The sequence below is a fragment of the Actinocatenispora thailandica genome (assembly GCF_016865425.1).
Lineage (GTDB): Bacteria > Actinomycetota > Actinomycetes > Mycobacteriales > Micromonosporaceae > Actinocatenispora > Actinocatenispora thailandica.
The window spans coordinates 5,276,222-5,301,611 of the sequence record NZ_AP023355.1; the positions used below are offsets into that span (position 1 = coordinate 5,276,222).

Genomic DNA, 25,390 nt, shown 5'->3' on the forward strand with positions numbered 1-25,390 from the left:
CGATACCGGCCCGCCGTCGACCTCGGCGACGAGGGTCAGATCTCCACGTCGGTACCCATGGTGACGGTGCGGCGCCGCGGCAGCTGGAAGCGCGCAGCCGGGTTGGCCGCATTGTTGGCGAGGGCGACGAACAGCTTCTTGCGCCACTGGGCCATCGTCCGTGACCGCGTGGTCCGGACCGGGCCGCGCGACAGGAAGTACGACGCGCGCGCCATGTCCTTGGCCTCGACGCCGATCGCGTCGCTGACACAGGCCCGCCGGAGCGCTCGCGGGATGTTCGGCGTGTCGGAGAAGCCGATCCGGATGTTGAGGTGCTCGATCCCGTCGTCGGAGTAGCCCAGGTCGTCGTGCGTGAACGCCTTGTCCCAGGGCACGTGCGGCACGTTGGTCGTCTGTACCGACACGATGATGACGTGTTCGTGCAGCACGCGGTTGTGCTCGACGTTCGCGCGCAACGCCAGCGGCGTGGTGCCCTTGTGGGGGTGCGGGAACACGGCGATGCCGGGGACCCGCGGCACCTGCTGCTCCCGCACGTACTCGACGAAGTCGGCGAGCGAGCCTTCCTTGCCCTTGCGCCGGTCGGCGACCAGCTGCCGGCCGCGACGCCAGGTGGTCATCACGGTGATCACGGCCAGCGCCAGCAGCAGCGGCACCCAACCACCATGCAGGATCTTGGACAGGTTGGCACTCAGGAACGTCAGCTCGAGACTGCCGAACACCACCGCCGCCAGCGCGATCTGCCAGGCCTTCCATCCCCACAGCACGCGGGCCACGATCAGCAGCAACACGGTGTCGACCACGAGCGCACCGGTCACCGAGACGCCGTAGGCGGTGGCCAACCGGGCCGACGAGCCGAACAGGATCGTCACGGCCAGCACCCCGATGAACAACAGCGTGTTGACCGCCGGGAGGTAGACCTGTCCGCGTTCCTCCTCGGAGGTCTGCCGGACCGTCAACGGCGGCAGCAGCCCCAGCTGGGTCGCCTGCCGGGACAGCGAGAACGCCCCGGAGATGACCGCCTGGCTGGCGATCACCGTGGCCGCGGTGGCCAGGACCACGACCGGCAGCCGGGACCAGCCGGGCAGCAGCAGGAAGAACGGGTTGGCCCGCGCGGCGGGATCCTGCAGAACGAGCGCCGCCTGGCCCAGGTAGTTCAGCATCAACGCGGGGAACACCACGAAGAACCACGCGCGGCGGATCGCGGGCCGGCCGAAGTGCCCCATGTCCGCGTACAGCGCCTCGGCACCGGTGATCACCAGCACCACGGCGCCCATCGCCACGAACGCGATGACCGGATGCGCGACCACGAACGCCACCGCGTAGGTGGGTGACAGCCCCAGCAGCACCGAGGGCCGCCGGACGATGCCGCTGATCCCGGCGACGGCAAGCACCGTGAACCACAGGATCATGACCGGGCCGAACAGCCGCCCGACCTTCCCGGTACCGAATCGCTGGACGACGAACAGGGCGGTCAGGATCAGCGCCGCGATCGGCACGGCGAGGTGTCCGATGCCCGGTACCGCGACGTTGAGCCCCTCGACGGCCGACAGCACGCTCATCGCCGGCGTGATCACCGAGTCGCCGTAGAACAGCGAGACACCCACGATGCCGATGATCAACAAGAACGTGGTGCGACCCAACCGGCTGGCGTAGAGTCGCTGCGCCAGCGCGGCGAGCGCCATCACCCCGCCCTCGCCGTTGTTGTCCGCCCGCATCAGGATCGTGACGTACTTGATCGACACCACGATCGTCGGGCTCCAGAACATCAGCGACACCACGCCGAGGACGTCGGGCTGGGTCGGCCGGACGATGCCGCCGTCGATGCTGAACACCGTCTGCAGCGCGTACAGCGGACTGGTCCCGATGTCGCCGAACACGACACCCAGCGCGGCGATCGCCAGCCCGACCGCGCCGCCCCGGCCCGGCGCTGGGGATCGACGGCCGGCCGTCTGTGTTGCATTGACCGAATCGTCACCCCGCTGGGCGGTCATGTATCGGTCCGGCCGGGACGGCTGTCACAGGTCATGCGCCAATCCTGCACCGGCACCACAACAGTCGCCCGGTCACCCCCGGCATCGGGCGGCAGGTGTGGGACGTCGAGCCGCAGACGCAGACAATCTCCGGCCTATCGGGCATCGCACAGCGTCGCCGAACCCGGCCGTACCGTCGGTGCCGTCACCGATCGGCCGGTGGGTCGGGCTGGCTGACCGGGGCGCTGGTGGCCGGCGGGGTCGCGGGCCGGGGCGGGGTGAGCAGGGCGACGGAGACCGCACCGAAGTGGCGGATCCAGCGAACCCGCCAGCCGGCGACCGCCCGGACCTTCGGCGCCGAGGATGGCCCGGGACGAGCCGACAGCGCGGCGAGATCCGTGCCGTACAGGAAGATGCGGCGAGCGGCGTGCACGCGGGCCGGGACGAGTCGGGCCGCGACCTCGCGTCCACCGATCCGGTCGGCGAGTCGCGGCGCACGCCGCAGCAGCGGATCGGCCGGGAGGTGGCCGTCGCGGTCGCGGCCGGCGTACGCCAGGTAGCCGACGCGGCTGGACAGCGGCAGGAACAGCATCCCGTCACCGGGCCGCGCGGTGTCGGTGACCGCGTCGGTGGCCGCCCGGAAGTTCTCGTACTTGTACGGCCGCAGCTGCTGCACCGCCGTGGTGCCCACCGCCGCCACCAGCGCCACGGCCAGCATCGCCCGTGCCACCCGGCCACCGCGCACCGCGGCGCCGGTCACCGCAAGCACCGTCGCCGGCAGCGCCACCAGCGCGTACCGCGCGACCAACACCGGCCGCAGCAGGTCCGCGGCGACCAGCAGCACGGGCGGCAGCAGCGCCACCACGATCGGCACCGACCAGGGCGCCACCGGCGGCCGTGCCGGTCCGGTCCGCGGCAGGCGCGGCACCCCCGCCACCGGGGACGCCCGGAGCGTGGGCAGCATCGACCGTAGGCCGGTCCACCGGCCGGTCGGCGGGTCCCCGACGGGCACCGCCGCCCGGTGCGGGCCGTACCGGGTGGCCAGGACGGCGACGACCACGGCGAGCAGGGCGGCGAGCACCAGCGGCCCGCCGTACAGGTGGGTGAGGACGCTGGCGACCGCGCGCGGGCTGGCCGGCGGGATCCACGACACCTCGGCGGTCTGCCGGGCCGACACCAGCACCAGCGGCGTCACCGCGATCGCGACGGCCATCGCGGTCAGCACCCACCTGCCGGCGGGCCGGCCCCGGCGTACCGCGACCACCGCGTGTGCCAGCAGCGCGAGCGCGGCGAACAGGTGCAGCGCGACCGCCAGCACGGCGACCCCGGCGTAGCTGGCGAGCCGCCCCGGGGACGGCCGGTCCAGCGCCCGGACGAACAGCACCGTCGCCGCGGCGATCGCGGCGGTGGCCAGGCCGTACGGGCGGGCATCCTGGGCGTAGAACACGAACGTGGGGTGCACGGCGAGCAGCACCCCCGCGACCGCGGCGGCCGGCGGACCGACGTACCGGGCGGCGAGGGCGACAATGCAGCCCACCGCGACGACGGCACCGACCAGGCTGGGCAGCCGCACCCACGACTCGACCGGCGGCTGCCCGAGCAGCCGGCCGAGGGCCAACCAGCCATGCAGCAGCAGGTAGTAGGCGCCCAGCGGTGCGTCGGTGTGCGCCAGCAGCGCGGCGAGGCCCGAGAGCCGGTGCTGCGCGGCGGAAAGGCTGACCGCCTCGTCCCAGGACAGCGGCTTGCGGCCGAGCCCGGCGCCGGCGACGACCGAGGCCACCAGCACGGCCAGCGACACCGCCCGCGCGGTACCGAGACGCTCGCGGCGCAGCGTCGAGGCGCCGGCGTCACCACCCGACAACGTCGCCACCATCGACCCCGGCACCCCATCTCCGGGTACCCGCGGTACGGCGCCAGCTGGTTCGATCGGGTGCGGTTCGCCCGGCCGCCCGTCTCGTGGTCGCGTACCCGTGGGCCCCGACACCGACTCTAGGAGCCGATCGGTACGCGGCGATTGCAGGAACCGAGCGCTTGCCGTCCGTTGGCCAACCCCGGCGGCGCCGGCGCCCGGCGGCTGCCCGCGCCACCCACCCGCGACGAACCTGTCCCCACGCCGAGCAGGCTGGCGGGTTGGGTCCGGTGGCTGGCGTGTGCGGTCCTCCCAGGGTGGGTCCGGCCGGCTCTACGGTTCGGTTGCGAGGCCGGATTCGCCGGCTCCGCAACCGAACGGACCCGGCAAGTGAGGACGCAATGCCCGCGAGAATGAAGAACCCGGCCTTCGTGCTGCCCGGTGGCATGAAAGGCATCGGCAGCATCGTCAAGGCCGTCGACCAGAGCGGCCTGTCGCACGAACTGCAGGAGATCGTGGGCCTGCGAGCCAGCCAGATCAACGGGTGCAGCGCCTGCGTGCACGCCCACACCCAGAACCTGATCAAGGCCGGTACCAGCAGCGAACGGATCGCGGGAGTCGCGGCGTGGCGGGAGGCGCCGTACTTCTCCGAGCCGGAACGTACCGCGCTGCAGCTGACCGAATCGGTGACGCGGCTGGCCGACCGGTCGTCCGAGGCGGTCGGCGACGAGCTGTGGGACACCGCGGCCGACCACTTCGACGAGCAGCAGCTGGCAGGGCTGATCCTGGTCATCTCGGTGACCAACCTGTTCAACCGGCTCAACGCCACCATCCAGGAGCCGGCCGGAGCCACCTGGGGCTGACCGGGCTGCCGCCCGAGTCCCCACAACGTTGAAGGACACCGTTTTGAGCACTCTCGACATGACGGCGATGTACGCCATGCACGACGCGCTGCGCCGGGAAATGACCCACCTGGCCCGGTTCGCCGGGCAGACCGGTGCCGAGCCCCGACGGATCCTGGCCACGGCCGCGGGCTGGGACCTGTTCAAGACGTCGCTGCACATCCATCACACGGCCGAGGACGACGCGCTGTGGCCGGCGATGCGGCAACAGCTGGCCGACCGGCCCGACGAGTTGGCGCTGCTGGATGCGATGGAGGCCGAGCACGCGGCGATCGATCCGATCCTGCAGGCCATCGATGCCGCGGTGGCCGAGCCGGAGGCGCCGCTGGGCGACCTGCTCGACGCGCTGGTCACCGGCCTCGACGCCCACCTGAAGCACGAGGAGGGCGCGGCGCTGCCGGTGATCGGGGCGTTCGTGACGCCGGAGCAGTGGGCGCAGTTCGGCCAGGTGCACGCCCAGCGGATCGGGCCGAACGCGCCCCGGCTGCTGCCATGGTTGCTGGACGGGGCCGACGAGCGGGTACGCGCCACGATGCTCGCACCGTTGCCGAAGCCGGCGTACCAGGCGTACCTGACGCAGTGGCAGCCCGCGTACGAGGCACTGGAGCTGTGGCAACACGGGTGAGCAGAGGCCCTGAAGCTGTGGCAACGCGGGTGACAGAGGCACTGGAGCCGCGGCAACGCGGATGAGCAGCCTGGCGGCCGCCGCCGGCACCGGACCGGGCCGGTGGCGGTCGCCGCGCGTACGCCGGTGGGGTCAGGCGGCTCGCAGCGCGCTGGGCGAGCGGCCGTGCCAGCGGTGGACCGCGCGGCGCAGCGTGCGTACGTCGCTGTAACCGACGCGGGCGGCGATCGCGGCCACCGGCAGCGGGCTGTCGCGCAGCAGGGTGGTCGCCACGTCGCGGCGGGCCGCCTCCACCTCCTCGCGCCAGGTGGTGTGATGGTCGGCGAGCCGGCGCTGCAGGGTGCGGGTGCTGATGCTCATCCGGCGGGCCACCGCGTCGAGGGAGACCTCGCGGCCGTCGAAGCTGCGGCGCAGCACGGTGCGAAAACCCGCCTGCCAGGATCGGACCGGCCGCGACGCGGTCAGCAGCATCTCGGCGTGCCTGCCCAGTACCTCGCCCAACCCCGGCCGGAACTGGGGGATCTCGAGCCGCCCGTCGTCGCCGCGCAGCGTCATCGAGTTGTACTCGGCGTCGAACTCGATGGTGCCGGTGCCCAGGGCGCGGGCCAGGTTGCCGTGCCGGCGCGGCGCGCGCTGGGTGAAGCTGACCCGCACCGGGGTCAGCATCCGACCGGTCGCGTCGCGGGAGCGGGTCAGGTACAGCAGCATGGCGAACTGTTCGATCACCGCCGCGACGTCCGGGTCACCGGGGACGCTGTTGGCGCGTTGCAGGGTCAGCAGCCCGTCGGACTCGACGAGGTCGAGTCGTTCGAGGGCGGGGTCGGCGAGGTTGCCGGTGTGCGCGGTGGCCAGCCGGATGGAGCCGGCGAGGTCGTCGCCGGCGGTGTAGAGGTAGTCCCAGACGCCGAACGCGCCCAGCGGCAACTGGCCGGCGGGGAACAGGTCGATGAAGCTGTCATCGGGCAGCAGGGTGAACTCGCGCCACAGCTGGATGGCGCTGGAGGTCGACGGGCGGGCGAGCTCGTCGACCAGCACGTCGGCGGCCAGCTCGGGCAGCCGGGCCCGGCTGCCCTCCCCCAGCCCGGCGCGGCGCAGCGCCCCGAGCAACACCCGGGCCTGCCGGCTCGGGATCGTTCCATCGATCACGGCGGAATCGTAGCCCGGCGGGTGGCCCGATCCGGTCGGACGACGGGCCGGGATTGCGGGGTGTGAGCAGGATTCCGGTGCACCGCGTCCGCGCTGGCGGCGGCCGGCTCGGTACCGCGATCGGCACAGCCGCAACGAATCGCGGGGATCTGCCCGGCGGTTTGCCCGCTCTGGACCGCTACCAGCATTGTCCGATGTGGACAACAGGGATGCCGGTGCCGGTTCGGGCAACCGGCGCAGCGGCACACCGATCGGCGCGTACCGCCCGCTGCGCCGGTCGCTCAGCGCTCGCCGTTGAGCATGGCGGCGGTCAGGACGGTGCCGCCGACACCCCAACCGCCGTCGGCCACCTCGTCGACCAGGACGACGGTGCTGGCCCGGGCGCGTTCCCCGTAGATCTCCGCGTACAGGTCGGTCGCGCGCTGCACGATCTGCTGCTTCTGCTCGGTGGTGATGGTGCCGGCCGGCACCTTGAAGTTCGCGAACGGCATGGTTTCTCCTTGATCGGTGTACTGGTTTGCCGATATGTCAGGGCTCAGACGATTCCGCCGTTGGCGCGCACGGTCTGACCGTTGACCCAGTGCCCGTCCGGCGAGGCCAGGAACGCGGTGACGGCCGCGATGTCGGTCGGGGTACCCAGCCGTTCCAGCGGCGCCTGCTGGGCGAGCCGGTCGATCGTCTGCTGGTCCTTGCCGTCCAGGAACAGGTCGGTCGCGGTCGGCCCGGGCGCCACCGCGTTGACCGTCACATCCCGGCCGCGCAGCTCGCGGGCCAGGATCAGGGTCAGCGCCTCGACGGCTCCCTTGCTGGCCGCGTACGGCCCGTAGCTCGGGAACTGCAGCCCGACCACCGAGGTGGAGAAGGTGATCAGGGCGCCACCGGGCCGCAGCCGCCGCGCCGCCTGCTGCGCGACGACGAACGTGCCCCGGATGTTGGTCCGGTGCAGGTCGTCGAGCAGGTCGAGATCGAGATCGGCGACCGTGGACAGGGCCAGCCGCCCCGCGGCGTGTACGACGACGTCGACACCGCCGAAGCTCTGCTCGGCGGTGTCGAACAGCGCCGCGACGGCATCGGGCTCGGCGACGTCGGCCGCGACCGCGACGGCCCGGCCGCCGAGGGCCTCGATCTCCTCGACCGTTGTGTCGGCTTCTTTCCGGTTGCTGGCGAAACCGACGGCGACCGGCAGGCCGTCGGCGGCGAGCCGGAGCGCGACGGCCCGGCCGATACCGCGCGATCCCCCGGTGACGATCGCGACCCGGGGAGAGTTGTTCGATGTGGTCATGACCCGACGATGCGGCGGCACGGCGCGGCGGACCAGTGGCCGCGGAAGGTGGGGACGGCAACCCCAGGCTCGGCGCCGGTCGGCGGGGAACACTGGAGGCAGCCGGCACCGCAGGAGAGGAACGCTGGGATGGCCCGCACCGACAAGCTCGCCGAACTGGGCGCGTTCCTGCGCTCCCGCCGGGATCGCATCCGCCCGGCCGACGTCGGGCTGCCGCACGGACCGCGGCGCCGGGTGCCGGGACTGCGGCGCGACGAGGTGGCCGTCCTCGCCGGAGCCTCCGTGGAGTACTACACCGAGCTGGAACGCGGTGCCGGCGCCCAGCCGTCCGAACAGATGCTCGCCGCGCTGGCCCGCGCGCTGCGGCTGACCGCCGACGAGCGCGACCACCTCTACCACCTGGCCGACCGGCCGGTACCGGTGCAGGGCGGCCCGGCCTCGCACGTCCATCCCGGCATGCTCGACCTGCTCGACCGGCTGCAGACGACACCGGCACAGGTCATCACCGACCTGCACGTGACACTGGTGCAGAACCCGCTGGCGGTCGCCCTGCTCGGAGACCAGTCGGGCTACCGGGGCCGGTCGGCCAGCTTCGTGCACCGCTGGTTCACCGACCCCGAGGCCCGTGCGCTCTATCCGGCCGAGGACCACGAGACGCAGTCCCGGTCGTTCACCGCGGACCTGCGCGCGGCGGCGGCCCGGCGGGACGCGAACGACACCGAGGCCGCCGACCTGATCCGGGAGCTGTCCGCCGGCTCACCGGAGTTCGCACGGCTGTGGGCCGAGCACGAGGTCGGGTTCCGGCGCGACGACCGCAAGCGGATCGTGCATCCCAGCCTCGGCCTGATCGAGGTCAACTGCCTCAACCTGTTCAGCGAGGACGGCCGGCAGCGGCTGCTGTGGTTCACCCCGGCCGTCGGTACCGACGGCGCGGCCAAGCTCGACCTGCTGTCCGTCGTCGGCGTACAGGCCATGGCCCCCGACCGGGCCTGACCACGAGACGCTGGCCGCCGAGCGGAACCCCTGAGCAGTGCCCGACTCAGAAGGTGGCGATCGGGTTGACCGGGCTGCCGGAGGTGCCGGCGAAGCGGACCGGCGCGACGGCGAGCTGGAAGTCCCACTGGTCGAGCTCGGCGGCCGTCGCCGCGCAGTCCTCCAGATCGCAGTTGTCGAGCAGCCACAACCCCATCGCCACCAGCCCCACGGCGTGCACCGGCATCAACACGTCGTCGTATCCGGACGGTTGAACGTCCTGGGGAGTGTCGGCGCCGATCAGCGCCACCTGCCGTTCCTGCAGCCACGGCAGGCAGGACGCGTGCCAGCCGGCCTGCGTGACACCGCCGGCCGGGCCGGCCTCGTGGCGGGCGCGGCCGTAGCCGGTGCGCAGCAGGACCGCATCGCCGGGCCGCACCCGCACACCCTGGCGACGCTCGGCCTCCTCCAGATCGTCGGGAAACACCCCCTGCCCCGGCTCCAACCACGGCACGTCCCGGACTCCGGCGATGTCCAGCAGGACGCCACGCGTGACGATCCCGTTCGCCGCCGCCGTGACGGCCGCCCACGCCGATCCCGTCGCGGCGTCGACCAGCGAGTGCGACCGACCGTTGTACATCGCGCCGTCCCAGAACAGGTGGCACGGCGAGTCGAGGTGGGTGATGGTGTTGCCGTGGAACAGGATGCCGAGCCGCTCGTTCGAGAAGCCCCACCGCCGGTCGCGGTGGAACGCCGCCGGCATGTTCTCGGCACCGGGCATCTCGGCGGCACGCGGGCACGCCGTCGTCGACCGCTCCATCTCCGCCGGTACCGCAACCTCCCACCCGCACGACACGCTCCGGCCGTGGCGCACGGCCCGCGCCGCCGCCAGCCGGACGCCGTCGGTGATGTGGTTGAGGGCGCCGCGCTGGTCGTCGTCACCCCAGCGTCCCCAGTTGGACAGCGTGTCGAAGTACCCGAGCACCTCGTCCTGCGCGGGTACCTGTCGCTGCAGCGTCATCCGGCATCGGCTCCTTCGGTCGTACGGTTCGTGGTGGTGCCGGGCGGGGGCGTTCGGACCTCGCCGCGACCTGCCGCCGCCTCGTCGCGGCGGTGGCTCATTCCCTTGGTGCACCGGTCAACTGGGCCCGCGCCGCGCGGCAGAACGCCCGCAGCAGCGGACCGTCCTCGCCATCCCGATGCGCGATGACCACCTGCAGCGGTGGGATGTCGGCGACCGGCACGGCGGTGATGTCGGAACGGCGCTGCGGACCCGTGCGGCTGGCCGGCGCGAGGGTGAGGGCTCGGCCGGACGCGACGTGCTCGAACTTGTCCTCCGGGTCGTTGATGAGCGGGCCGGGCGGCGGGACCCGACCGTCGGGCCGGGGCAGGACCCGCCAGAACGCGTCCGCGTCCGGATCCTGCACCCCGACCAGTGGCTCGTCGGCGAAGTCGGCCAGCACGACGCTCTCCTTGCCCGCGAGCCGGTGGCCGACCGGCACGACGAGCACCCGAGGCTCGTCGTAGAGCACCTGCACGGCGAGCCCCGCGGTGTCGAACGGTGTGCGGGCGACGACGACGTCCAGCTCGTGGTGCACCAGCGCCTCGCGGACGTGGCGCGCCTCGATGTGGCGGGCCGTGACCTGGGTCTCGGGGAACCGGTGCGCCAGCTCGCGGACGATCGGCGTCACGATCAGATCGCCGCCGAAGCCGACCGCCAGGGCGTCCGGCTTCGCGGCGGCGCGGGCGCTCGCGACGGCGGCCTCGGCGTCCCCGAGCAGCTGCCGCGCCCGCTCCAGGAAGCTCTGGCCGGCCGGGGTGAGCCGGGTGCCGCGAGGCGTCCGGTCCAGAAGCGCGACACCGAGCTGGTGTTCGAGCTGTCGAATCTGCCGGCTCAGGCTCGGCTGCGCGACATGCAGCGCGCTCGCCGCGCGGCCGAAATGCTCGTGCTCGGCGACCGCCACGAAGTAGCGGACCACCCGCAAATCCAGATCCGGCACGCCCCGAGCGTACCCACCCACCGACGCCGACCTCGCGCGATGCCCGTTCCGCATCGCCTCTCTCGGATCGGATCTTGGATCGCAGACCTCTCCCGTACCTACCGTCGTGGCATGGAGTTCTTCGTGACAGGGGCAAGCGGGTACGTCGGTCAGGGTGTGGTGCGGGAACTGATCTCGGCCGGGCACCGGGTGACCGGCCTAGCCCGCAGTCCAGCAGGTGCCGCACGGATCGAGGCACTCGGAGCCCGTGCCGTGGCGGGGACGCTGGACGAGCCGGCGGCCGTGGCCGACCTCGCCCGCGCCGCCGAGGGCGTCGCCCACCTCGGCTACAAGACCGACGACACGACCGATCTGGCCGGCAGCGGTCGCGCGGACGCAGCCGTCATCGCGGCGATCGGCGACGCGTTGGCGGGTACCGGCAAGCCGCTCGTGACCACCTCGGGCACCCTGCTGGTCGGTGCTGCCGGCAGCCTCGCCACCGAGCGGCTGGCCGCCGACTTCCGTACTCCGCTCGGGGCGGCGCGCGGCCCGTCGGAGGAGGCGACGCTGGCGCTGGCCGACCGCGGAGTCCGCAGCGCCGTGGTGCGCCTCGCCCCGACGGTGCACAGCGACGCGGACGTACGTGGCTTCGTCTCCACGCTGATCGGCGTGGCGCGCCGGGCCGGCGTCTCGGGGTACGTCGGGGACGGCGAGCAGCGCTGGCCGTCGGTGCATCGCGCGGACGCGGCGGTGCTCTACCGCCTCGCTCTGGAACACGCCCCGGCCGGTACCCGGCTGCACGGCGTCGCCGAGCAGGGCGTACGGATCCGCGAGATCGCCGAGGCGATCGGCCAGCTGGTCGGCGTACCGACGGCGTCGGTGCCAGCCGAGCGGGCCGCCGACCACTTCGGGTGGCTCGGGCACCTCGTGCAGCTGGACAATCCGGTCTCCTCCGAGGCGACCCGAGAGCTGCTCGGCTGGCACCCGGACCAGCCCTCGCTGATCGACGAGATCGGCGGTGGCGCCTACGACGGCCTGCTCAGCGTGGCGAACCGACGGTGACCTGACCTGCCTGGGGCGTACCTGGTGGCGAACGGCCCGGCTACGCGGTGGCGAGGTAGACGGTGTTGGTCGCCTCGCCGCCCTGCAGCGGGTTGGCGAACCGTACGACGTGTGCAGCCGCGCCGCGGAACACCTCGGCGAGCATGGCGGTGACGGCGGTGTCCGGCGGGTCGTTGGACCACAACCCGAACACCCCACCCGGACGCAGGTGGGCGACCAGACGGCGCAGTCCTGCCGGCGAGTAGAACGTGGCGCTGCGGTCGTCGAGAAGGTGGCTGGGCGAGTGGTCGATGTCGAGCAGGATCGCGTCGACCCGCCGGCCCGGCACGTCCGGGTCGAAGCCAGCTGCGTCCGCGGCCAGCTCGAAGAAGTCTCCGCGGACCAGGCGGCAGCGGGCATCGGTGGTCAGGGACGCCGCCGCCGGTAGCAGGCCGCGCCGGTGCCAGTCGAGCACCGGTTCCAGCAGTTCCACCACCATCAGCGACGCCACCCGCGGATCGGCCAGGGCGGCCCGTGCGGTGTATCCGAGTCCGAGGCCACCGACCACCACGTCCAGCCGGTCACCAGGCAGCTCCGCCAGGGCGAGGTCGGCGAGCGCCACCTCGCCGTCGGTGAACAGGCTCGACATCAGGTACTCGTCGTCGAGCTTGACCTCGTACAGCTCCACCCGAAGGGTCGGCTCCACCCGCCGCCGCAGGCTGACCGCTCCGATCGGTGTCTGCTGCCAGTCCAGCTCGGCAAACCGCGCGCTCACACTCTCACTCCGCCCTGACGAGTCCGTTCGGGCCGGCCGCCCGGAGAAGCGTGCGCCACCCGCCCGGGCGCACCGGCGCGGGCTCCGGCACCCCGCACCCGGCGGAACACGGCCAGCCAGCATGCCGGGGGCGTGCGCGACGACACCCACATTACTCTCACGTCACGGTAGGGTGGGGATCGGGCGGCGCGAGCCCGCTCGTCGGAACCTGGTGGCCGTCCTGCCGGTGGCGGATCGTGCGGTCGACGTCGGCGCGGGTGAGGTGGAACGTGGAACAGGCGCACATCCGGATCGGCGAGGTGTCGGTGCGCACCGGCCTGTCACTGCGCACGATCCGGTGGTACGACGAGGTCGGACTCGTGGTGCCCTCGGCGCGCAGTCGCGGCGGCTTCCGGCTCTACACCGAGGCCGACGTGCAACGGCTGAACCTGATCAAGCAGATGAAACCGTTGGAGTTCAGCCTGCAGGAGATGCGCGATCTGCTCGGCGTGGTGGATCGCCTGGCCGCCACCGACGACGCCCCGGCTCGGGCCGCGTTGCGCGATCGGCTGGAGATGTACCAGCACGCGGTGGCCGCCCGCATCGACGCGCTGCGCGAGCAACTGACCACGGCGGAACGTTTCGCCGCTCAACTGCGCTCCGCGGCCGGCCAGGCGCCCGGTCCGGCGGACGCACCGGGCCGGCGCGCCCATGGCGCGGCCGAGGACGGGAGCAGCCGCTGACGACGCCCCGGGGACCGGCCACGACCAGAGCGTGCCGACCGGGGCGGCGCCGGACGTGGTCGCCGGCACCGGCTGAGCGGCTCAGCGGTACAGCTCGTCGACGGCGGCGCGGATGCGGCGCCGCGCGGTCGCGGCGGAGCACATCTCGATCAGGACGTTGACCATGGTGTCGGACGGTCGGGCGGTCGGGCCAGCGGCGACCAGCCACGACGAACCCGGTGACCGCGCACGACCCGGCAGCCGCCCACGCCCAGTACCGGCGCGATGTGCCGGCACGTGAGCGTTGACACAAGATCCGCTACAGAAAAGACTCTTCCCTGACGTGCGGGTAGGGTTTGGGATGCCGGTGCGCCCCGGTTGCGTCCTGCCGCGGTGGAACCGCACTCGGCCCCCGGTAGCCCATGTGCACCTCGCCCGGTCAACGCCGACCGGCCGCTACCCCGCGCTCGTGACCGCCCGGCACGCTCTCGTACCGATGGTTGGCGCTGCCCTGACCAGAAACGGCCCCATGCACTCACCGTTCACCGCTGCCCGCCTGCCCCGGCCCGCCTGGCTGTCACCCCGCGTGTTCCGCATCGAGGTACTCGCCGGCCTCGTCGTCGCGCTGGCGCTGATCCCGGAGGCGATCTCGTTCTCGATCGTGGCCGGCGTCGATCCGCGGATCGGACTGTTCGCCTCCTTCACGATGGCCGTGTCCACCGCGCTGGTCGGCGGCCGGCCCGCGATGATCTCCGCGGCGACCGGATCGGTGGCGCTGGTGGTCGCGCCGCTGTCGCGCGAGCACGGGGTGGACTACCTGATCGCCGCCGTGTTGCTCGGCGGGCTGATCCAGGTCGTGCTCGGCGTGCTCGGGGTGGCGAAACTGATGCGCTACGTGCCGCGCAGCGTCATGACCGGCTTCGTCAACGCCCTGGCGATCCTGATCTTCCTCGCCCAACTGCCCAATCTGCGGCACGTGCCGTGGCCGGTGTATCCGCTCGTCGCAGCGGGCCTCGCGATCATCCTGCTGTTCCCGAAACTGACCAGGGTGATCCCGGCTCCGCTGGTGGCGATCGTGGCACTGACCGTGCTCACCGTTCTCGCCGGCGTCTCGGTACCCACCGTCGGCGACATGGGCCGGCTGCCGGACACCCTTCCGGCACCCGGCCTGCCGAACGTGCCGTTGACCGTGCACACCCTGACCGTGATCGCCCCGTACGCGCTGGGCATCGCGCTGGTCGGGCTGCTGGAATCGCTGATGACCGCGAAGCTGGTCGACGACGTCACCGACACCCGCTCGTCCAAGACCCGCGAGTCGTGGGGGCAGGGCGTGGCCAACATCGTCACCGGCCTGTTCGGCGGCATGGGCGGCTGCGCCATGATCGGCCAGACCATGATCAACGTACGATCCGGTGCCCGCACCCGGCTGTCCACCTTCCTCGCCGGCACCTTCCTGCTGATCCTGGTGGTGGCGCTGGGCCCGATCGTCGGCATGATCCCGATGGCGGCACTGGTCGCCGTGATGGTCCTGGTGTCGGTCGGCACCTTCGACTGGCACAGCATCAAACCCGCCACCCTCAAGCGCTTGCCGGCCGGCGAGACGATCGTCATGGCTCTGACCGTTGCGGTCGTCGTGGCCACCAGCAACCTCGCCATCGGCGTCGTGGTCGGCGTGCTCGCCGCCATGGTCATCTTCGCCCGCCGCGTCGCCCGGCTGGTCCAGGTGTCCAGTGTGGACGACCCGGACGGCGGGCAGCGCATCTACGCGGTCACCGGCGAGCTGTTCTTCGCCTCCAGCAACCAGCTCTACGAGCAGTTCGACTACGCCGGCGACCCGGACACCGTGCTGATCGACATGACCGACGCGCACATCTGGGACGCCTCCTCGGTCGCGGCTCTCGACGCCATCACCACCAAGTACCAGCACCACGGCAAGACCGCCACCATCGTCGGCCTCAACCAACCCAGCGCCACCCTGCACACCCGGCTCGCCGGCACCCTCAGCTCGGGCCACTAGTGCGTGTCTTCATGGCTCCGCCCGGGCGAGCCGCGCCCGGCGCGGCGGGACGCGGGCCCGGCGCAGCCGGGGCATTCCTGCCGGGTTCAAAGCCCTGGACGGCAGAGCCCGGACACCGTTCGTGCGGGCCGGGCTGGACCCTCGCCGCTCGCGGCCCGACGGACGGCCGCCCGGCCGTCAGCGGCGGCGCCAGGTCAGGGTGCCGTGCGCCACGCCGGCCGGGTACACGTTCGGCAGGTAGCCCAGGACACGTTGCCCGCCGCCGACCGTGACGGCGGTCAACGCGTCCACGGTGCGGAGCGGGCCGCCGGCGGAGGTCGGCACCAGGGCCCGGCGGTCGTCCAGCCACACACCGGGTGTCTGCCATCCCCGCTCGCCGCCGGCGATCCGGGCGACGACCTTGCCGGTGCTCGTGCGCACCACCTGCAACTGGGTGCTGCCGGGGCCGGAGCGGGTCGTGACACCCTGGGCGAGCACGTACCGGCCGTCCGGGGACCAGCTGGCCGCGCCGTAGACCAGGCCGCGGACCGGCAGCTTCTGGCGGGGCCGGCCATTCCGGTCGAACAGCTGCAGGTGGTCCACCCGGTCCGGGGTCGCCTCGGACATGTGCGCCCGGTCGGCGACGGTGAGCACGATGCGGGTGCCGTCCCGGTTCCAGGACAGCACCGCCTGGCTGCTGTCGAACCGTTGCGAGTCGATCCAGTGCACGGTGGCCTTGCCGGTGGCCGCGTCGAGCAGGGCGAACCCGAGGAAGTGGCTGGGATCGTCCTTCTGCGTCACCGTGAACAGCACGGTCCTGCCGTCCGGCGACCACTGCGGCGACGACGGCTCGTACCCGGGGATCGACAGGGGTGTCACCGTGCCGGTCGCGAAGTCCAGCATGCCGGGCCGGTAGGGCATCGACTGCCCGATGACCACGGCCTGCCGGCCGTTCGGCGAGGGCACCGCGCTGGAGTAGTCGACCTTGACGTACCGGCGGTGGACACCGTCCCACAGCACGCTCGGATAGGTGGGCGTGCCCTGCTGGCTGGCCCAGCCGGTCACCGCGTAGCCGTTCACCGTGAACAGGCGCTTCGGCAGCGCGACACCGCCGCTCGGGTAGGCCGTGGGCGGCACGACAGCGGGCGTCTCGGTCGGTACCGGGCCGGCCGACGTGCGGTGCGGCCGGGGCGCGGCGGTCTCGGGCGCGTTGGCGTGCTGCGCGACGACCGGCGTGATCGCCGCCGCCAGTACGACCGCCGCGGCGGCGCCGGTCCCGGCCAGCCGCCGGCGGCGGCGCCGGCGCGCCTGCCGCAACGCCGCCGGCCCGAGGTCCGCCTCCCGGGCCTGCCCGGCGAGGGTCTGGAGCGTGTCGCGCAGCGCGTCGTCGATTCGTGTCATCGCACGGCCTCCTCGGAGTCGAGCAGTTCCCGCAGCTCGGGTGCCACCACCCGCAACCGGGCCAGCGCGCGTGCGGTCTGGCTGGCGACCGTGCCGGGCCGGCAGCCGAGGATCTCGGCCACCTCGCTGGTACTGCGGTCCTCCAGGTAGCGCAGCACCAGCACCGCCCGCTGCCGGCGCCCGAGCCGGGCCAGCCCGGCGTGCAGCATCAGCCGCGTCGTGCTGCGCCCGGTCGCGTCGGGTGCGTGCTGGTCCGGAAGCTCGGGGGTCGGTACCTCGTGCGTCGAGCGCCGCCGCCACCAGGAGACGAACTCGTGGTAGAGGACCTTGCGCGCGTACGGCTCGGGGTCGGCGTCGATGCGCCGCCACCCGGCGGCCGTCTTGGCCAGCGCGGACTGCACCAGGTCCTCGGCGCTCTGCTGCTGCCCGGTCAGCGCGTACGCCGACCGCAGCAACACCTGCGTGCGCGTGCGCGCGAACTCCAGGAACTCCCGCTCCGCGACGGCGTCCATCGGCACCTCCTCCACCTGCTATGACGCGCCGGGCCCGAGGATTCCATGCACGTTCCAGCCGAGTTTCTGAGCGGCGCCGGATCGCGGGCGGCCCGCCGTGCGGTGTTGCCCACCGAGCCGCGCTCGGAGTCCGGCACCGCGCCGCGTCCGGGCCGTCGCCGGGCGTCCAAGCAACGCCAGGTCGCCAGCTCGGCGCCCGGCCGCAGGCACGGTGCCGCATCCGCCGAAGAGGTGGTGTTTGCTGACGCAACGGCCCCCTGGCGCGCCGGACCCCAAATCGGCAGGGTCTCACGGTGACACCAAGGAGGTACTTCATGAATCGGGGCCGATCCCTCGCCCTCGCCGCGCTCGTGGCCGCAACGCTCGCCCTGGCTGCCTGCTCCACGGGCACCGGCGGTGACCGCGCGGCCACCGGCACGCCGAGTGCCAGCCCCATGGCGGCCAGCCCGACCAGCGCCTCGCCGAGCACGGCCCCGCTGCCCAGCTCCAAACAGCTCGCCGCCGCGCTGCCCGCGCACGGCGACGTGCCCAGCGGGTACACCAAGCAGGACGGTGGCGTGAGCGACAGCGGCACCACCACCAAGCCGGCCGGGTGCGCCACAGCCACCAACGCGATGGGCCAGGTGGACCACGCGGCGCAGGCGGAGGTCGCCTACGCGGACACCGACAAGGGGCTGCTGTACGGAGTCGGCGTCTACGCGTTCCGGGAAGGCCCCGGCAACCTGCTGGACCAGGCCGGGACGGCGTTGCGCAAGTGCGCCCGCTACACCGCGACCGACCCGGACGGCACCACCAGCACGGTCACCCTCGAGAAGGCGAGCTTCCCGAAGCTCGGCGACGACCGCGTCGCGTTCCAGCGGGAGGCCAAGGGCGACGCCGGCATCACCCTGGGCATGACCGTCGCGTACCTGTCCGTCGGGCACTGCGGGGTGTTCGTCGCCGCGGGCGGCGTGTCGGGCGCCAACAGCGCCCTGGCGCAGCAGGCCGCCCGCGCAACGGTCGACAAGCTGCACAAGATCTGCTGAGCCGACCGGCCCGGGCAACGGCGATGCGCGGGAGTGCCCCGAGCTGGTCAGCCCTCGTCGAGCTCTCGCAGGTAGCTGACCAGGTCGGGGACGGTGGCGAGTACCGGTGCGGCGACGCTCGCGCGGATCAGGTCGGCCTGCTCGTCCTCGCGTTCTCCGTCGAGGACGACCGCGACGAAGGACGGCGGCAGCGCGTCGTGGATGGCGCCGCGACGGGCGGTCGCGGTGATCGCCCGGCACACCCTGGCGAGGGCGGCGTCGTGCGCGGCCTCCAGCGCGGCCATCGCCGCGTCGCGCTGGCCGTCGTCCGCCGCGGGCGCGAGGTACTGGTCGCTGAGCCGGCGGTACCAGGGCCGAAGCTGCTCGCTGGCGCTCTCCAGCACCGGCCAGCGCCACTCCGGCGGAACGAACCGCGTCGAGTACCCGTACCGCTGGTGCACCGCGGTGTCGGTGTTGGTGGCCAGTGCCGGCGGGAGGATCTCGGTGCCGTCGAGGTAGCACAGGTGGAAGGCGGCGGCGTACAGCGGCTGGTCGGGATGCGCTGCGGCGATGCCGGCCAGCGCCCGGCATCCGCTGTCGTGCCATGCGGTCTCGAAGGCGTCCCAGTCCACCGCGACACGATAGCCCGGCTCGGGCGCCGGGTCGACGAGCGTCGCGAGTGCTCCGGCCAGGGAACGAGCGTGCTCGGCAGCGGTGGAGATCAGGCGACGCCGGCCCGGCCACCCTCCGCTGTCGTTTCACCGGTCGCCGCCTGGCGGAAGTAGCCGGCGAGGTGGTGCTGCCCGGTCGCCGGGGACAGCACGTCGTGGGTGAGCACCGTGAGCGGGAACTCGACGGTGCCGTGCACCCGCAGCGGGGTCACCCGCCGCAGCACCGCCAGGTTCGCGGTCAGCAGCCACGCCGGGATGTGGGTGATGCGCGGCTTCGCGCCCAGCGCGCCGAACGCCTGCTGCGCGATCTGCTCGTGGGTGAGCACGTCGGGGCCGCCGAGCTCGATCTCCGCGGCGTCGGTGCCGAGCGCGTCGGCGGCCGCCGCGGCAACGTCGGCGCCGTCGATCGGGTTGATCCGGAAGCCGCCGTTGCCGAAGACGAACACCCGGCCCTTGCGGGCCATCCCGAGGTACGCGTCGAAGTCGGAGAAGAAGCCGTTCGGAAACAGGATCGTGTGGGCCATCCCGGAGTCGCGCAGCCGCTGCTCGAACGCGCGCTTGGCGCGGACCAGTTGCAGCTTCTCCAGGGCGGGCGCGCGCACCACCGAGCAGTAGACGAACTTGCCCGTGCCGGCCCGCACGGCCTCGTCCAGCAGGTTCCGGTTGGCCCCGTAGTCGACGTCCCAGCAGGTCTTCCCGCCGCCCTTGCCCACCAACCCGACGGTACTGACGACCGCGTCGACGCCCTCGCAGCAACCGGCGAGCGCGTCCGGATCGGTGGCGTCCGCGGTGCGCACGTCGTCGACCGCGTCCCGGATCGGCGCGAGCCTTTCCGGGTTGCGGACCAGCGCCCGAACGTGGTGCCCGCGCTGTTTCAGCTCCCGGACGATGTGGGAACCCAGGTAGCCGGTCGAACCGGCGACGAAGACCTTCACCGCTGCCTCTCCTTCGAATGGTGGGACGGGCCGGGCAGAATGCTGCTGACGTCGCCGAAACCGAAGCGCAGCAGCGGAACGGCGGCATCGCGCAGGACGAGCCGGGTGAACACTCGCTGGATTCCGCGGCCGGCGCGGGTGGCCGGCACCAGCCCGCGGGTGAAGCTGCGCGCCCGGCGCTGCCGCTCCGCGACGAACGGCCGCACCCGGGCCTCGTAGGCGGCGAACGCGTCGGTGTGCGCGCCGGGGTGGGCGGCGAGGGCGGTGGCGAGCAGGTACCCGCCGGCCATGGCCACCGAGGCGCCCTGCGCGGACCCGAGCGTCAGCGCGCCGCAGGCGTCGCCGATCAGGACCACCCGGCCGCGGTGCCAGCGCGGCAGCTCGATCTGCGTGAGGTCGTCCATGAACGGCTCGTCCGGCGCCTGCGCGAGCAGCTCCGGGGTGTACCAGCCGGCACCCTGGTAGGCCGCCCGCAGCCGGGCGACACGCTCGGCGCGCGGGATGCGGCCGTGCCGCTGGGAGCGGTACAGGAACAGCGCCACCGAGGTGCCGACCGTGTCGGTCGGGTACAGCACCGTCTGGCGTCCGGGTTCGGTGAAGTGGGCCCGCACGTCGGTGCGCCCGGCGACGTCCGGCACCGGGTAGCAGGCCATGCTGAAGCCCAGCTGGCGGGCCCAGCGCGGCTCGGGCCCGAAGACCAGCTCGCGGGTGTCCGAGTGCACCCCGTCGGCGCCGACCACCACGTCGAAGCGCTGCCGCGTGCCGTCGGCGAAGGTCACCAGTACGTCGTCGTCGTTCTGCCGCAGCGCGGCGATGCGTTGCCGGTGGCGGATCTCGACCCGGTCCTCGACGGCGCCGGCGAGGACCTCTTCCAGCGTGCTGTGCATCAGCCCGAGGTAGGGCCCGCGCAGCATCTTCTCCGCCAACGGCCGGTCCAGCCGGGCCGTGATCCGGTCGGCGCCGTCCACGAGGGCGACGGAGTCGACCCGCAACTGGCGGGCGGCGAGCCGGTCGAGGATGCCCATCCGGCCGGCGACGTCGTAGCCGCTGCCGGACAGGTCGATGCCGTAGCCACCGAGTGGGCCGGCCGCGGCCCGCTCGACCACGACGGGCGTATGGCCCGCCTCGTGCAGCCAGTAGGCGCAGGTCAGGCCGGCGACGCCGGCGCCGGAGACGAGCACTCTCACGGCCGGTCCCCGAGCAGGTCGCCCAGCGCGGTCAGCGCCTCGTCGACCGGCAGCGCGGTGTCCAGCAGCCGGTGCAGCAGCAGGCCGTCGACCAGCGCGACGAGCACGGTGGCCGCACCGGCCCGCCGGCCCTCCGACCAGGATGGGTACAGCTCGGCGAGCCGGGCGCCGATGCGCTCCCGCGCGGTGCGCAGTTCCTGCCGCAGCACCGTGCCCAGCATCGGGTCACGCAACGAGCCGGCCATCACCTCCACCGCCAACCGCACCCGCTGGCCGTCGCCGGTGGTGGCCGGCACCAGCGCGCGGACCGCGCCCAGCGCCGCAGGCGCGTCCGGCGCCGCCACCAACGCATCGACGACCGAGCCGACGATCTCGCGGCCGGCCTTGTGGGCGACGGCCTCGTGCAGTCCGGGCAGGCCGCCGAAGTGGTAGTGGATCAGCCCGACGTTGGTACCGGCGCGCTCGGCCACCGCCCGGGTGGTGACCGCGGGCCAGCCGCCTTCGGCCAGCAAGGTGAAGCCCGCCTCGATCAACTGATCGCGACGTCGACGACCGCGGCCCGATGTTGGTCGATCGACTAAGTTGGTCACTCGACCAAGTTAGCACACTCGCGGGACGCCGGTGTGATCTTGGTCCGGCGGGCGGCTTGCGTCGCTGGCCGAGGATGATGCGGTGGACGACGAGAGCAGGCAACCACCCGCGCAGCGCGGGACCCGCCGTGCATGGGCCAGGACCGCCGCGTGGTCGACGGCCACCCTGGCGATCGGTGCCGGGACGGGCGTGGTCTCGGGCCTGGTGTGGTTGCGGGAGGCGCAGCGTTCGCACGATTTCTGCGCCGTTCAGGACGCGGTCAACCCGGAAAGTTACTGCGGTCTTGGATACGGCCTGTTCACCCTCCCGGTCATGGTGGTGGTGGCCGCCTTCCTGGTGACCCTCCTGCTGTGGCTGCTGCTCACCCTCGGCGGCCTGCGGCCCCGCGCCGCCATCGTCGTGCTGGCCCCGGTGTTGACCCTCGCCGCCGGGGGCGGCTTCGAGTACCTGGGCCGCTTCGACGCCCTCGACGATCCCGCGCCGTGGCGGGTCTGGGTGCCCACGGTGGTGCTCGGGCGGGACTTGCCGCCGGGTCGATGCTCGCCCGGTTGCACCGCCGGGATGAACACGACCGCGAATCGGCCCGCTAGGCCCGCCGAGCCGGACCGCCCGGCGCGGCTGACGTCGCTCTGGCGGAGTCCGCCTCGGCGCGCCCAGGCCCAGCAGCCGGCGCGCGCGCTCGGCGGGCAGATGGCCGCGCGTTCCCGGCCCAGCAGGTACGCCGGCGCGGGCCGGAATCCGGTGAACCCGGTCGGTCGGCACAGCGGGCGTTGCGGCCGGGCGTTCGGATGATCGGCGCGGTGCGATCCACGAATGGTGGAACGTGCCCGCCGTACGGCTTTGCTTGCCGAGTACCGCCACGGGCGCCGAGCGCGCGGGGCACCGTGAGTTCGGTGGAGACGCGGTGTCGACGAAGGGCTGGACCATGACGCAACAACCGACGGCCGCCGAGGAGTTGAGCGAACGCATCTTCACCGCAGGCGTTGCCGCGGCCGAACTGGCCGGCGTCTACCTCGGTGTGGTGCTCGGGCTGTACCGGCCCCTCGCCGACCCCGCGAACCTCACCTGCGCCGAACTGGCCGCCTGTACCGGCGTGGACCGCCGATACGCCCGGGAGTGGTTGCAGGGACAGGTGATCTCCGGATTCGTCACGACGTCCGGGCCGGACCTGGAGACCGCGACGTTCAGCCTGCCGCCGGGCGGCCGAGACGTCCTCGTGGACGAGTTGTCACCCACCTATCTGGCCGCGTTGGCGCAGTTCCCGGCCGCGCTGGGCCGAGCGATGCCGGCGCTGGTCCGCGCCTACCGGAGCGGCTCGGGCGTACCTCTCGACGAGTACGGGGCGGACGGGGTCACGGCGCAGGCGGCCCTCAACCGCCCCGCGTACCACAACGAACTGGCCGAGTCGTGGATCGCCGCCATCCCGGATCTCGCGGCCCGATTGGCCGATCGCGACCACCCGGCGCGGGTGGCCGATCTGGGTTGTGGCGGTGGTTGGGCGGGGATCTCCCTGGCCGTCCGGTACCCGCAGATCACGGTGGACGCCTACGACGCGGACCGGACGTCGGTGTCCTTCGCCCGGCGAAACGCCGCGGACTCCGACGTGGCCGACCGGGTCGTGGCAAGGGTGCACGATCTTGCCGAGCCGCTGCCGGACGAGACCAGATACGACCTGGTGATGCTGTTGGAGTGCGTGCACGACATGGCCTATCCCGCCCGCGTGCTCGCCACCGCCCGGAACTGCCTGGCCCCCGACGGCGTGGTTCTGGTCATGGACGAGGCCACCGACGACGAGCTGATCGCACCGACCGACGATCCGGTACAGCGGTTCTTCGGCGCCATCAGCCCCATCTGGTGCCTGCCGCAGGGCCGTTCCGCGCCGGACGCAGACCCGGTCGGTACCGTGATCCGAGCCTCCCGGATGGCCGAGCTGGCCGCCGAAGCCGGATTCGACCGGACGGAAATCCTCCCCATCGAGAACCCGTTCTACCGGTTCTATCGGATGCGAGCCTGACGCGTGTCTCGACCAGGGCGTGTGAGCGAGCCGGATCGGAAGGTCGCCATCGTCACCGGCGGGTCGCGGGGTATCGGCGCCGGCATCGTCGCCGGGTACCGCGCGCAGGGTTGGGCGGTCGTGGCCAACGCGCGCACGATCACGCCGAGCGACGACCCGGCGCTCCTGCCCGTTGCCGGGGACATCTCCGACCCGGCGACCGCCGACCGGATCGTCACGCAGGCGCTCGACCGGTTCGGCCGGATCGACACCCTGGTGAACAACGCCGGCGTCTTCGTCGCGAAACCGTTCATCGAGTACACGGCCGACGACTACGCGCTGGCCGCCGGGGTGAACCTGGCCGGAGCATTCTGGCTCACGCAGCGGGTCGTCGCGCCGATGCTGGACCGGCACGGCGGTCACATCGTGAACATCGCGGCGACCATCGCCGAGGTCGCGGACTCGCACGCACCGGCCGCGCTGGCCGCACTCACGAAGGGCGGCCTGGCCGCCCTGACCAGGTCGCTGGCCATCGAGTACGCGGGGCGCGGCATCAGGGTCAACGCCGTCTCGCCCGGCATGATCCAGACATCGACGCGCCCGCCGCAGAGCCGCCCGGACGGGACGGGCGAGCAGCTGCCACCCATCGGGCATCCGGGCCGGGTCGGCGACGTCGTCGGCGGCGTACTGTTCCTGGAGGCATCGCCGCACGTCACCGGGGAGATCCTGCACATAGACGGCGGTACGAGCGCGGGCCACTGAGCAGGCGCAACCACCGTCGCCGGAGAAGGCAGCACCGATGGAATTCCTCGTCACCATGACCACGCACGTTCCGGACGGAACAGCGGAGCGGGCCGTCGCGGACGTCCGCGCCCGGGAAGCCGCGCACACCGCCGAACTCGCACGAGACGGCCACGTGCTACGGCTGTGGCGACCACCGCTGGCGCCGGGCGAGTGGCGCACGCTCGGGCTGTTCAGCGCCGTGGACGGGCGCGAGCTGGAGCGGATCCTCGCCTCGATGCCGCTTCGGGTCTGGCGCACCGACGAGGTGACCGAGCTGGCGCCGCACCCGAACGACCCGGCCCCGTCCCGGGCAGCGGCGGAACCGAACGGCTCGGAGTACTTCACCACGTTCGTCGTCGCCATCCCCGACGGCACGCCAGCGGAGGTGGTCGAGGACGCCCGTCACGGTGAGGCGACCCGCACGCACCAACTGGCCGAACACGGTCACCTGATCCGGCTGTGGCTGTTGCCGGCCTGGCCGGACGGCTCGCACGCGTTGGGCCTGTGGCGGGCCCGGAACCCGGAACACCTGCGGACGATGCTGGATTCGTTGCCCATGGCACCGTGGCTGACCGAGCAGATCACCCCACTCACGCCGCACCCGAGCGACCCGGCGTCGTCCGGCCCCCGGCCGCCCGCCGGCTGAGCTGGCGGGCGTTCGCATCGACCCACGCGTGTTCGTCCCGGGCGGCCCGGAGCGAGGGCCATGCCGGCGGTCGGCGCACCGGTCAGCCGGCGGCCTCGATGATGCGGATGTCGCGCACCGCGGCGTCGCCCAGCACCGCCAGCGCGTGCTGGTAGGCGTCGCTCCGGTACGCCGCCACCGCGTCCGCCACGCTGTCGAACTCGATCAGCGTCGTCCGCTCGATCGCGCCTTCCTCGAACGCCGCGGCCGGCAGCCCGCGGGCCAGGAACCGACCGCCGTGGGCCCGCATCACCGCACCGCCGAGTTCCGCGTACGCGGCCACCCGGTCGGGGTCGTCGATCACCCGGAACGTGTTGATCCAGTACGCCTTCGGCACCCGTCCGCCCTCCCGCTGCCCGATGCACGCTGCCGCACCATTGTGGCTCACGG

At 72.9% G+C, this 25,390-nt stretch carries 26 protein-coding genes; 11 read left to right on the forward strand and 15 right to left on the reverse strand.

Going from position 1 to position 25,390, the window contains the following annotated elements; genetic code table 11:
- Positions 1–35: 35 nt before the first annotated feature.
- Together Athai_RS23425 and Athai_RS23430 are read right to left on the reverse strand one after the other, a co-directional pair.
- Entirely contained in the window at positions 36–1,991 is a 1,956-nt protein-coding gene (locus Athai_RS23425; RefSeq protein WP_203963487.1) for a potassium transporter Kup, read from the reverse strand.
- 184 nt (positions 1,992–2,175) lie between these two features.
- The gene (locus Athai_RS23430) at positions 2,176–3,843 is read right to left on the reverse strand and encodes a glycosyltransferase family 39 protein (RefSeq protein ID WP_203963488.1); all 1,668 of its coding nucleotides are present in this window, start codon (positions 3,841–3,843) and stop codon (positions 2,176–2,178) included.
- Between the two features lie 377 nt (positions 3,844–4,220).
- Here Athai_RS23430 and Athai_RS23435 point away from each other — a divergent pair, with 377 nt between their 5' ends.
- A complete protein-coding gene (locus Athai_RS23435) occupies positions 4,221–4,682 on the forward strand; it encodes a carboxymuconolactone decarboxylase family protein (protein WP_203963489.1) in 462 nt (153 codons plus the stop codon).
- 43 nt (positions 4,683–4,725) lie between these two features.
- A complete protein-coding gene (locus Athai_RS23440) occupies positions 4,726–5,346 on the forward strand; it encodes a hemerythrin domain-containing protein (RefSeq protein WP_239157118.1) in 621 nt (206 codons plus the stop codon).
- A 132-nt stretch (positions 5,347–5,478) separates the two neighbouring features.
- Here the strand turns inward: Athai_RS23440 and Athai_RS23445 are convergent, their stop codons facing one another.
- The 3 genes from Athai_RS23445 to Athai_RS23455 all read right to left on the reverse strand — a co-directional run bounded on the left by Athai_RS23445 (position 5,479) and on the right by Athai_RS23455 (position 7,774).
- On the reverse strand, positions 5,479–6,492 hold the full coding sequence (locus Athai_RS23445) for an AraC family transcriptional regulator (RefSeq protein ID WP_203963490.1): 1,014 nt from the start codon (positions 6,490–6,492) through the stop codon (positions 5,479–5,481).
- 281 nt (positions 6,493–6,773) lie between these two features.
- Positions 6,774–6,983 (reverse strand): 4-oxalocrotonate tautomerase family protein, encoded by a 210-nt coding sequence (locus Athai_RS23450; protein WP_203963491.1) that lies wholly within the window; start codon positions 6,981–6,983, stop codon positions 6,774–6,776.
- A gap of 44 nt (positions 6,984–7,027) precedes the next feature.
- Positions 7,028–7,774, reverse strand: a complete 747-nt coding sequence (locus tag Athai_RS23455; protein ID WP_203963492.1) for an SDR family oxidoreductase — start codon at positions 7,772–7,774, stop codon at positions 7,028–7,030.
- A 129-nt stretch (positions 7,775–7,903) separates the two neighbouring features.
- On the opposite strand from Athai_RS23455, the gene Athai_RS23460 reads away from it, so the two are divergent.
- The gene (locus Athai_RS23460) at positions 7,904–8,767 is read left to right on the forward strand and encodes a helix-turn-helix transcriptional regulator (protein WP_203963493.1); all 864 of its coding nucleotides are present in this window, start codon (positions 7,904–7,906) and stop codon (positions 8,765–8,767) included.
- Between the two features lie 46 nt (positions 8,768–8,813).
- Here Athai_RS23460 and Athai_RS23465 read toward each other — a convergent pair whose 3' ends face one another.
- Together Athai_RS23465 and Athai_RS23470 are read right to left on the reverse strand one after the other, a co-directional pair.
- Positions 8,814–9,767, reverse strand: a complete 954-nt coding sequence (locus tag Athai_RS23465; RefSeq protein ID WP_203963494.1) for a cyclase family protein — start codon at positions 9,765–9,767, stop codon at positions 8,814–8,816.
- Positions 9,768–9,864: 97 nt separating this feature from the next.
- Entirely contained in the window at positions 9,865–10,746 is an 882-nt protein-coding gene (locus Athai_RS23470; RefSeq protein WP_203963495.1) for a LysR family transcriptional regulator, read from the reverse strand.
- Positions 10,747–10,857: 111 nt separating this feature from the next.
- Between Athai_RS23470 and Athai_RS23475 the strand changes: the two genes are divergently transcribed.
- On the forward strand, positions 10,858–11,787 hold the full coding sequence (locus Athai_RS23475) for an SDR family oxidoreductase (protein ID WP_203963496.1): 930 nt from the start codon (positions 10,858–10,860) through the stop codon (positions 11,785–11,787).
- Positions 11,788–11,827: 40 nt separating this feature from the next.
- Here the strand turns inward: Athai_RS23475 and Athai_RS23480 are convergent, their stop codons facing one another.
- Positions 11,828–12,541 carry a polyamine aminopropyltransferase gene (locus tag Athai_RS23480; protein ID WP_203963497.1) on the reverse strand — a complete coding sequence of 238 codons (714 nt, stop codon included), beginning with the start codon at positions 12,539–12,541 and terminating at the stop codon, positions 11,828–11,830.
- Positions 12,542–12,810: 269 nt separating this feature from the next.
- On the opposite strand from Athai_RS23480, the gene Athai_RS23485 reads away from it, so the two are divergent.
- Together Athai_RS23485 and Athai_RS23490 are read left to right on the forward strand one after the other, a co-directional pair.
- Entirely contained in the window at positions 12,811–13,263 is a 453-nt protein-coding gene (locus tag Athai_RS23485) for a MerR family transcriptional regulator (protein ID WP_239157119.1), read from the forward strand.
- A gap of 508 nt (positions 13,264–13,771) precedes the next feature.
- The gene (locus Athai_RS23490) at positions 13,772–15,259 is read left to right on the forward strand and encodes a SulP family inorganic anion transporter (protein ID WP_203963498.1); all 1,488 of its coding nucleotides are present in this window, start codon (positions 13,772–13,774) and stop codon (positions 15,257–15,259) included.
- 177 nt (positions 15,260–15,436) lie between these two features.
- On the opposite strand, the gene Athai_RS23495 is transcribed toward Athai_RS23490, so the two are convergent.
- Together Athai_RS23495 and Athai_RS23500 are read right to left on the reverse strand one after the other, a co-directional pair.
- Positions 15,437–16,639: a TolB family protein gene (locus Athai_RS23495; RefSeq protein ID WP_203963499.1), complete on the reverse strand. Its 1,203-nt coding sequence runs from the start codon at positions 16,637–16,639 to the stop codon at positions 15,437–15,439.
- Positions 16,636–17,151 (reverse strand): SigE family RNA polymerase sigma factor, encoded by a 516-nt coding sequence (locus Athai_RS23500; RefSeq protein WP_203963500.1) that lies wholly within the window; start codon positions 17,149–17,151, stop codon positions 16,636–16,638. The genes Athai_RS23495 and Athai_RS23500 overlap by 4 nt, the downstream gene beginning before the upstream one ends.
- Before the next feature lie 314 nt (positions 17,152–17,465).
- On the opposite strand from Athai_RS23500, the gene Athai_RS23505 reads away from it, so the two are divergent.
- Positions 17,466–18,176, forward strand: a complete 711-nt coding sequence (locus Athai_RS23505; protein WP_203963501.1) for a hypothetical protein — start codon at positions 17,466–17,468, stop codon at positions 18,174–18,176.
- A 47-nt stretch (positions 18,177–18,223) separates the two neighbouring features.
- On the opposite strand, the gene Athai_RS23510 is transcribed toward Athai_RS23505, so the two are convergent.
- The 4 genes from Athai_RS23510 to Athai_RS23525 all read right to left on the reverse strand — a co-directional run bounded on the left by Athai_RS23510 (position 18,224) and on the right by Athai_RS23525 (position 21,481).
- A complete protein-coding gene (locus Athai_RS23510) occupies positions 18,224–18,787 on the reverse strand; it encodes a hypothetical protein (RefSeq protein WP_203963502.1) in 564 nt (187 codons plus the stop codon).
- Positions 18,788–18,876: 89 nt separating this feature from the next.
- Complete coding sequence (locus Athai_RS23515; protein ID WP_203963503.1) at positions 18,877–19,761, reverse strand: SDR family oxidoreductase; 885 nt, start codon at positions 19,759–19,761, stop codon at positions 18,877–18,879.
- On the reverse strand, positions 19,758–20,948 hold the full coding sequence (locus Athai_RS23520; RefSeq protein WP_203963504.1) for an FAD-dependent monooxygenase: 1,191 nt from the start codon (positions 20,946–20,948) through the stop codon (positions 19,758–19,760). Before Athai_RS23520 ends, Athai_RS23515 begins: the two co-directional genes overlap by 4 nt.
- Positions 20,945–21,481, reverse strand: a complete 537-nt coding sequence (locus Athai_RS23525; RefSeq protein WP_203966088.1) for a TetR/AcrR family transcriptional regulator — start codon at positions 21,479–21,481, stop codon at positions 20,945–20,947. The genes Athai_RS23520 and Athai_RS23525 overlap by 4 nt, the downstream gene beginning before the upstream one ends.
- 139 nt (positions 21,482–21,620) lie before the next feature.
- Between Athai_RS23525 and Athai_RS23530 the strand changes: the two genes are divergently transcribed.
- From Athai_RS23530 to Athai_RS23545, 4 genes are all read left to right on the forward strand, one after another.
- Positions 21,621–22,331, forward strand: a complete 711-nt coding sequence (locus Athai_RS23530; RefSeq protein WP_203963505.1) for a hypothetical protein — start codon at positions 21,621–21,623, stop codon at positions 22,329–22,331.
- A gap of 133 nt (positions 22,332–22,464) precedes the next feature.
- A complete protein-coding gene (locus Athai_RS23535) occupies positions 22,465–23,553 on the forward strand; it encodes a methyltransferase domain-containing protein (protein WP_203963506.1) in 1,089 nt (362 codons plus the stop codon).
- 21 nt (positions 23,554–23,574) lie between these two features.
- Positions 23,575–24,294 carry an SDR family NAD(P)-dependent oxidoreductase gene (locus Athai_RS23540; protein WP_203963507.1) on the forward strand — a complete coding sequence of 240 codons (720 nt, stop codon included), beginning with the start codon at positions 23,575–23,577 and terminating at the stop codon, positions 24,292–24,294.
- Positions 24,295–24,331: 37 nt separating this feature from the next.
- Entirely contained in the window at positions 24,332–24,961 is a 630-nt protein-coding gene (locus tag Athai_RS23545; RefSeq protein ID WP_203963508.1) for a muconolactone Delta-isomerase family protein, read from the forward strand.
- A gap of 82 nt (positions 24,962–25,043) precedes the next feature.
- Here Athai_RS23545 and Athai_RS23550 read toward each other — a convergent pair whose 3' ends face one another.
- Positions 25,044–25,388 carry a DUF1330 domain-containing protein gene (locus Athai_RS23550; protein WP_239157120.1) on the reverse strand — a complete coding sequence of 115 codons (345 nt, stop codon included), beginning with the start codon at positions 25,386–25,388 and terminating at the stop codon, positions 25,044–25,046.
- Between the last annotated feature and the right edge of the window lie 2 nt (positions 25,389–25,390).